Source organism: Phyllobacterium sp. P5_D12, assembly GCF_054049495.1.
The window spans coordinates 1-7,045 of the sequence record NZ_JBFUMG010000219.1 but is presented as its reverse complement, the minus strand read 5'-3'; the positions used below and the strand labels follow the sequence as shown (position 1 = coordinate 7,045).

Genomic DNA, 7,045 nt, shown 5'->3' with positions numbered 1-7,045 from the left:
CCGCGCCCGCTTCCGTTCCAGCGCGGGTGAAATAGGCATAGGCGATCAACAAGAAGAACGACCGCAACATGATATCGCGGTTGACCGTAAACATGCGGCGGATTTCGTGCATATCCAGAACGCGCGCTCGGGACGGATTCGGTACTGCACGGAATTGCCGGTAGACTATGAATAGGCCAACCGCGAGCGCAACGGTTTCACCGAGCAAGGTACCCCAAGCAATACCCGCAACGCCCCAGCCCAAAACGAGGCCGAACCAGATTGTCATCACAACGTTAACACCGTTGAGCAGGAACTGAAGGTACAGCCCTTGCATGGCCTTTCCTTGACCGAGCAACAGACCCAAAACCACGAAATTACCAAGCGCCATGGGCGATGACAGCAAGCGGATCGAGACATAGGTCAACATGGCGTCCGAGACGGCCTTGTCCGGGTTCATGAAGCTGATTGTCGCTTGCAGGATCAAAGGCGTCGCCGCAATAAAGAGTACACCGGCTACGGCGGCGATACCTATGGCGCGCCAAAAGACCGCTTGCTGTTCTACATTGTCGTGCCTTCCCATTGCCTGCGCTACAAGCCCCGTCGTGCCCGCGCGCAAGAAATTCATTGTCGAAAACAGAAAATCAAAAACCAGTGCACCAATTGCAAGGCCGCCCAGCAGATGCGGGTCACCGAGCTGGCCAATCACCGCAGTGTCGACCAGTCCGAGCAATGGCGTCGTCAGCGATGCCAGCATTACCGGAATCGTAATCGCCAGCATCAACTTGTTGGTCACCTCGAACGGTCGAACAATTTTTGATCCTGGCTGAGGGGAAGTCTCGATTGTCATGAAGCACCGGAGATTGCAACCACACGGTTACTATTGCTCTATGCCACCTACTCGGCGCGGTTTCCAGTGCAATCGCGGCAATCAACGCTAACTTGCCAGAACCAGCGCCCAATAACGCTCGGCACTGCCGTTTGTGGACTCCGCATAGGCCAGACCGAAACGGGTAAACTGCGGATCTAGCATGTTGCGCCGATGCGGCGGTGATGCCATCCACCTGGCAAAAAGCTGGTCCATGTTCATGCGCCCCATGGCGATATTCTCGGCGGCAAGACCATGGATTTCGTTATCCCTTACACGGGAGGCAAAGCCGCGACCCCAGCCCGTTGTGTGAGCCATACGGCCAGCACTTGCCATGTAGCCTGCCTGTTGCGAGGCGGCACGTTCCAGCAACGGGTCAGCGTTCAGCCCACCGAGGCCATTGGCGGAGCGGATCGCTTGCACGTTTGAAGCAGCCGCAGCCGAAGCTCCCGCAACTTTTCCTGGCGTTTTCATGGCAGTCTGGCAGGCAGATAGCGGCAGAACCGCAGCCGCGGTGAGGCTAAGAAAGTTGCGGCGCGACAGATAAAAATTCTTTTCGGACATGAACGATTCCTGAGGGAGACCTCCCGCCGGTATCCGGCAATTGTGGCTCCTTCAGGCCGAAATTGGCTGTAGCGGAATTTTAGCGCCGATAACTCAGTAAGCGCAAAATGATGAAGCAGGGAATGACAACAACCGCGCCGAGCAGGCAATAAGCGGCAAAACGTTCGATAGCACCAAAACCGAGATTCCAAATGCGGCGAATAAAGTTCTCGAAACCATAAAGAATGTCGATAGGAGACCAGTCGAAGGCATTCATGACGACACCCACCACCAACGAGACCACGATCAGTTTCACAAGGACTCGACCGGGCGAGTCTCCCAGGAAGCGGTTCATTCTTTCCGACATTTGTTCTCCGGTGTTGGAAAAGATGGAGCGGGTGAAGGGAATCGAACCCTCGTATGCAGCTTGGGAAGCTGCCGTTCTACCATTGAACTACACCCGCATCTGCTTATCAATGTTCGTTGAAGCCCATTCTTGTCAAGCGTTCCCCGCGTATCATTTAAAGTGCTTTGACAATTTCAGGCCCTGTGCCTGGTAGTTGGAACCGAGGTCGGTTCCGTAGAGCGCGCGCGGGCGCTCCAGCATATGCTCATAGATCAGGCGCCCGACGATCTGACCATGTTCGAGAATGAACGGTACTTCATGGCTGCGCACCTCAAGTACCGCACGGCTGCCGGTTCCACCCGCAGCAGTATGGCCGAAACCTGGGTCGAAGAAACCGGCATAGTGGACGCGGAACTCTCCAACCAGCGGATCGAAAGGCGTCATTTCTGCGGCATAAAGCGGTGGCACATGCACAGCTTCGCGCGAAACCAGAATATAGAACTCATCAGGATCGAGCACCAGTTCGCGTGCACCACGGTCATGGATAGGTTCCCAGAAATCAAAAAGGTCATGCACACCGCGTTTATCCACATCAACGACACCGGTATGATGTTTGCCGCGATAGCCGACGAGACCGTTTGCGTCGCCGGTCAGATCGATGGATAGCGCGATGCCGCCGCCGGAAATGTTCGGCGTTTCGGAAGCGACCAAGGTTTCCGCCGCATGCAAAGCCGTGAGTTCTACCTCTTCCAATTGCGCGCGCCCCGTGCGGAAGCGGATTTGCGACAGACGCGAACCGGCACGTGCCACGATGGGAAAGGTGCGCGGACTGACCTCAAGATAGAGCGGCCCGTGATAGCCTGCTGGCACTTTGTCAAATTCCTGTGCACCGTCGACGATGACGCGCGTGAAAATGTCGAGTCGACCGGTGGAGCTTTTGGGGTTGGCCGAAGCAGAAACCTCAGGCGGCAGGCTCAGGCTTTCCAATAAGGGAACGATATAGACACAGCCGGTTTCAAGCACCGCGCCTTCGGTCAGATCGATTTCATGCAGCTTGAGCCGCTCAAGCTTGTCGATAACGGCGGTTCCAGGCCCCGGCATGAAACTGGCGCGGACCCGATAGGCTTTCGTACCAAGCCGCAGGTCAAGGCTTGCAGGCTGGATCTGATCAGCATCGAAATCCCGCTCTGTCCTGAGCGCGCCGGCCTGATACAGAGCCCTGATGCCACCGTCCGCCAGAATACCTGCTTGATGTCTACTCATGTCAATCGCCAAAACCTTACAGAAACATACAAAAGCTTTAGCGTCTCGCCCGGTTGACGCAAGCGCTTGAGAGGATTAAAGCAGTTTTATCCCGTGGTGATTTGGCCGGCCGGCTTGCAGCCACGTTAAATAATTTGCTAAAAGAGGCCCGGTTTCGTCCGGCCTTTTTGCGATTCACGCAAGGCCGGTTTTTTATTGGCCAGATTCTGGCAGATTGAGAAGACGATGACCGCGAACATCACCCGCAAGCTGCGCCCCGCAACCCAACTCGTCCATGCCGGAACGCTGCGTTCAGGCTTCGGTGAAACGTCCGAAGCGTTGTTCCTGACGCAAGGCTTTGTCTACCCCAGCGCCGAAGCCGCTGAAGCCCGTTTCAAGGGTGAGGAGCCGGGCTTCATCTATTCCCGCTATGCTAACCCGACAACGGACATGTTCGAAAAGCGCATGTGCGCATTGGAAGGCGCTGAAGATGCGCGTGCTACGGCGTCAGGCATGGCGGCTGTGGCAGCAGCCATCATCTGCCAGGTCAAGGCCGGCGACCACGTTCTGGCCGCAAGGGCGATGTTCGGCTCGTGTCGTTACATCATAGAAACGCTTCTGCCGCGCTACGGTGTTGATTTTACTTTGATAGATGGCTCGAAGATCGAGAACTGGCAAAACGCCATCCGCCCGAACACCAAGGTGCTGTTCCTCGAAAGCCCGACCAACCCGACACTGGAAGTCATCGATATTGCGGCTGTGGCACAGGTGGCCAATTCCGTTGGCGCCAAGCTTATTGTCGATAACGTCTTCGCGACGCCGCTCTTCCAAAAGCCGCTGGAACTCGGTGCGCACATCGTTGTCTATTCCACGACCAAACATATCGATGGACAAGGTCGTTGTCTTGGCGGCGTGATCCTTTCCAACAAGCAGTGGGTAGACGAAAATCTGCACGAATATTTCCGCCATACCGGCCCTGGTCTTAGCCCGTTCAACTCGTGGGTCATGCTGAAGGGTCTCGAAACTTTGGCTGTACGTGTGCGCCAGCAGACGGAAAGCGCAGCAAAAATCGCCGATTTCCTTGCCGATCATCCAGCGATCTCCAAGGTAATTTATCCGGGCCGTGCCGATCATCCGCAGGCTGATGTCATCGCCAAGCAAATGTCGGGCGGTTCCACACTGATCGCCTTCGAAGTAAAGGGCGCCAAGAAGGCGACGTTCAATGTCGAGAACACCTTGGAAGTCATCCAGATTTCCAACAATCTGGGTGATTCAAAGAGCCTGATCACCCATCCGACCACCACTACCCACAAAAATCTCACGGACGAGGCCCGCGCCGAACTCGGTATTTCCGATGGTTTATTACGGCTGTCGGTCGGGCTTGAAGATGCGGACGATCTGATCGAGGATCTCGATATCGCTCTGAAAGCGACACTGTAGAAAATTAGAGGATATGCCGCGCCGAGACTGATTTTGGCGCGGCCCTTTTCCAGGCGATCGCTATGGCATTGCGTACCGCGTCCGGATCGGCGCTGTACAGAACGACATAGGTCGAACCTTTTTCGCCCCAGCGTCCCGGTACAGGCTCAAACATATCTCTCGACGTCTCACACAAGAGGGATTGATCTTCCCGAGTGAGCAACAATACACCGCGCAGCTTCTCAGGGCGCAGCGTTGCAAAGATTTTTCCATTCACCCTAAAATCGGTCGTGTTGAAATGACTTGCCTGAATAGTTTCAGGAAATGAAAGCGCCATTTCTGCAAATTCTTCGAGGCTCATCAACAGAATTGCTTAGCTCCACCGAACGGCTTCATCCCTATATTAGCGAGAAATGCGCCGATCACGAAGGATTTAAACCGGACTTTCTCTCGATGGTTGACGCGATGGCGCCGACCCGCGATATGAGGGACATAAACTGAGAGAAGGTATGTACAAAGCCATTACCCGCGATATTGAGGTTACCGTCGAACCGTTCTATCTGGAGGAGCAATCCAATCCGGAAGAGAACCGCTACGTTTGGGGATACCGCATTACCATCGCCAACGAGTCGGAGATTACTGTGCAATTGCGTGCGCGCTACTGGAAAATCACCGACGGTAATGGCCACACGGAGGAAGTACGCGGTCCGGGCGTCATCGGTGAACAACCTATTCTCAATCCCGGCGACTCCTTCCAATACTCTTCTGGCTGTCCCCTGACGACAACATCTGGCGTCATGGTCGGTCRCTATACAATGCAGACCGACAGCGGCGTACGGTTTGATATCGAGATTCCAGCATTCTCACTTGACCTGCCCGATCAGTTACGGACATTGAACTGATGCAAGAGACAAATCGCACTCAATCGCCTTACATCAAGGCTTTGGCCTGCTCTGCCGTTGCCTTTGCTTTGGCCATAGGCGCACAGTTTCTCGGCTATAGTCTGCCAAGCTTCACAACGAGAACGGAAGCTGTCAGTCAGTTGGTCGCGCTGGTGATGGTCCCCGGTCTCATCGTCGGCCTTCTGGCGAAGAAATCAACGAGAGTATGGCCGCTTTGGCTGATTATCTGCGCATACATCGCATTATTAATTGTGGTAACGATCGTTCACGAAATAACCGCGCCAATGCGCGCCTGATTGCTCAATTCTTTGGCAAAAACTCTGCCGGATCGAATTCATATTCTGTCGAGCAAAATTCGCAGGTGACGCTAATCTTGCCATCCTCGATGCTGTCGGTAATCTCTTCAGCAGTGAAGCCAGACAGTACGCCGGCAATTTTTTCCCGTGAGCACGAGCAATCATCGTTCACCGGCACTGCGTCGAAAACTCGGACGCCCCGCTCGTGGAACAAGCGGTATAGCAGGCGTTCGGCTCCAACTTGAGGATCGGTCAATTCCGAGCTTTCGATCGTCGCAACGAGTGCCTTGATTTCAGCCCAGTCATCGTCTTCGACGAGGTCGACTTCCTCGTCGTCGTCAGATTCCAGCGCGTCACCCGATGGTAGATCACGCTGACGCATGCGCAGTTCCGATTCAGGCAAAAACTGCACGATGAGCCCACCGGCGCGCCATTGCTCGACCGGCTTGCCGTCTTCGCCACGTTCGATCAGCTTTGCAACCGAAAGACGAAGGTCGGTGGGAATCTGCTCGGACTGGCGGAAATAGGTCTTGGCGATCTCTTCGAGGTTGGAGCCATCGAGCGCAACGATGCCCTGATACCGCTGGGTGTATTCGCCCTGATCGACGGTGAGTGCGAGCGTGCCGCCACCCATCAGCTCGACCGGCGAAAGTCTGTTCTCAGCGATGGCTTCGGCCAAGCGCTCCTCGTCGTAGCGCGCGTACGCGCGAACGGAATTCGGCGTGCGAAAGTCGACGACCAGCATGTCGACTGGTCCGTCCGACTGGGACTGGAAGATGAACTTCCCATCGAATTTCAGCGATGTGCCGAGCAGAACCGTAAGGACGATCGCCTCTGCCAGAAGCTTCGCTACTGGCTCCGGATAGTCGTGGCGGCTCAAAATGTCGTCTAGTGTAGGTCCGAGCTGAACGGCACGCCCGCGCGCGTCGAGTTCCTCGACCTGGAATGGAACCACGGCATCATCGCCCGCGAATATATACTCGTCAGTGCGGATGGAAGAATCAGGCATCCGGGCGACCTCCTTCGAGGCACCAGGCAAGAATTGCCTTTTGTGCATGTAGACGGTTTTCCGCTTCATCGAAAACGACGGAGTGCGGTCCATCAATGACGGAGTCAGTCACTTCCTCGCCGCGGTGTGCGGGAAGGCAATGCATGAACAGCGCATCAGGGTCGGCATGTTTTAGCAATGCGTCGTTGACCTGGTATGGCATGAACACGTTGTGGCCGCGCGCGCGACCCTCCTGTCCCATCGATACCCAGGTATCGGTAACGATACAATCGACACCTTCGACGGCCGAAATTGGATCCGTCGTCAGTCTGATCTTGCCGCCAGCGCGCTTGGCCCAATCAAGATATTTACTGTCCGGTTCGCTGCCTTCCGGCGTCGCGATGTTGAGATTGAAATCAAATCGCGCTGCTGCCTCGACGAGCGAGTGCAGCACATTGTTGC

General features: G+C 55.4%; 9 protein-coding genes, 1 tRNA gene, 1 pseudogene and 1 riboswitch. Of the genes and pseudogenes, 3 read left to right on the top strand and 8 right to left on the bottom strand.

What is annotated here, in order from left to right; all coding sequences use genetic code 11:
- The 5 genes from ACXJ5O_RS15035 to ACXJ5O_RS15015 form a co-directional block, all read right to left on the bottom strand.
- Nucleotides 1–760 (bottom strand): MATE family efflux transporter (locus ACXJ5O_RS15035; RefSeq protein WP_457300584.1); only part of this gene is annotated, 760 nt, incomplete at its 3' end.
- Nucleotides 761–916: 156 nt separating this feature from the next.
- Nucleotides 917–1,411 carry a CAP domain-containing protein gene (locus tag ACXJ5O_RS15030; RefSeq protein ID WP_457300583.1) on the bottom strand — a complete coding sequence of 165 codons (495 nt, stop codon included), beginning with the start codon at nt 1,409–1,411 and terminating at the stop codon, nt 917–919.
- Between the two features lie 79 nt (nt 1,412–1,490).
- On the bottom strand, nt 1,491–1,757 hold the full coding sequence (locus tag ACXJ5O_RS15025) for a DUF6460 domain-containing protein (RefSeq protein WP_457300582.1): 267 nt from the start codon (nt 1,755–1,757) through the stop codon (nt 1,491–1,493).
- A gap of 23 nt (nt 1,758–1,780) precedes the next feature.
- Nucleotides 1,781–1,854, bottom strand: a tRNA-Gly gene (locus ACXJ5O_RS15020).
- Nucleotides 1,855–1,907: 53 nt separating this feature from the next.
- Nucleotides 1,908–2,999 carry a 2'-deoxycytidine 5'-triphosphate deaminase gene (locus ACXJ5O_RS15015; protein WP_457300581.1) on the bottom strand — a complete coding sequence of 364 codons (1,092 nt, stop codon included), beginning with the start codon at nt 2,997–2,999 and terminating at the stop codon, nt 1,908–1,910.
- A gap of 83 nt (nt 3,000–3,082) precedes the next feature.
- Nucleotides 3,083–3,162, top strand: a riboswitch (SAM riboswitch).
- Nucleotides 3,163–3,224: 62 nt separating this feature from the next.
- Here ACXJ5O_RS15015 and ACXJ5O_RS15010 point away from each other — a divergent pair.
- Entirely contained in the window at nt 3,225–4,418 is a 1,194-nt protein-coding gene (locus ACXJ5O_RS15010; RefSeq protein WP_457300580.1) for an O-succinylhomoserine sulfhydrylase, read from the top strand.
- A 4-nt stretch (nt 4,419–4,422) separates the two neighbouring features.
- Here ACXJ5O_RS15010 and ACXJ5O_RS15005 read toward each other — a convergent pair whose 3' ends face one another.
- A complete protein-coding gene (locus ACXJ5O_RS15005; RefSeq protein WP_457300579.1) occupies nt 4,423–4,758 on the bottom strand; it encodes an MmcQ/YjbR family DNA-binding protein in 336 nt (111 codons plus the stop codon).
- 148 nt (nt 4,759–4,906) lie between these two features.
- Between ACXJ5O_RS15005 and apaG the strand changes: the two genes are divergently transcribed.
- Nucleotides 4,907–5,299, top strand: a complete 393-nt coding sequence (apaG, locus tag ACXJ5O_RS15000) for a Co2+/Mg2+ efflux protein ApaG (RefSeq protein ID WP_457300578.1) — start codon at nt 4,907–4,909, stop codon at nt 5,297–5,299.
- A complete protein-coding gene (locus ACXJ5O_RS14995; protein ID WP_457300577.1) occupies nt 5,299–5,595 on the top strand; it encodes a hypothetical protein in 297 nt (98 codons plus the stop codon). The genes apaG and ACXJ5O_RS14995 overlap by 1 nt, the downstream gene beginning before the upstream one ends.
- A 4-nt stretch (nt 5,596–5,599) precedes the next feature.
- Here ACXJ5O_RS14995 and ACXJ5O_RS14990 read toward each other — a convergent pair whose 3' ends face one another.
- Together ACXJ5O_RS14990 and ACXJ5O_RS14985 are read right to left on the bottom strand one after the other, a co-directional pair.
- Nucleotides 5,600–6,604, bottom strand: a complete 1,005-nt coding sequence (locus ACXJ5O_RS14990) for an Hsp33 family molecular chaperone (protein WP_457300576.1) — start codon at nt 6,602–6,604, stop codon at nt 5,600–5,602.
- A pseudogene (locus ACXJ5O_RS14985) lies at nt 6,597–7,045 on the bottom strand (ornithine carbamoyltransferase); the annotation flags it as partial. The pseudogene ACXJ5O_RS14985 and the gene ACXJ5O_RS14990, both read right to left, overlap by 8 nt.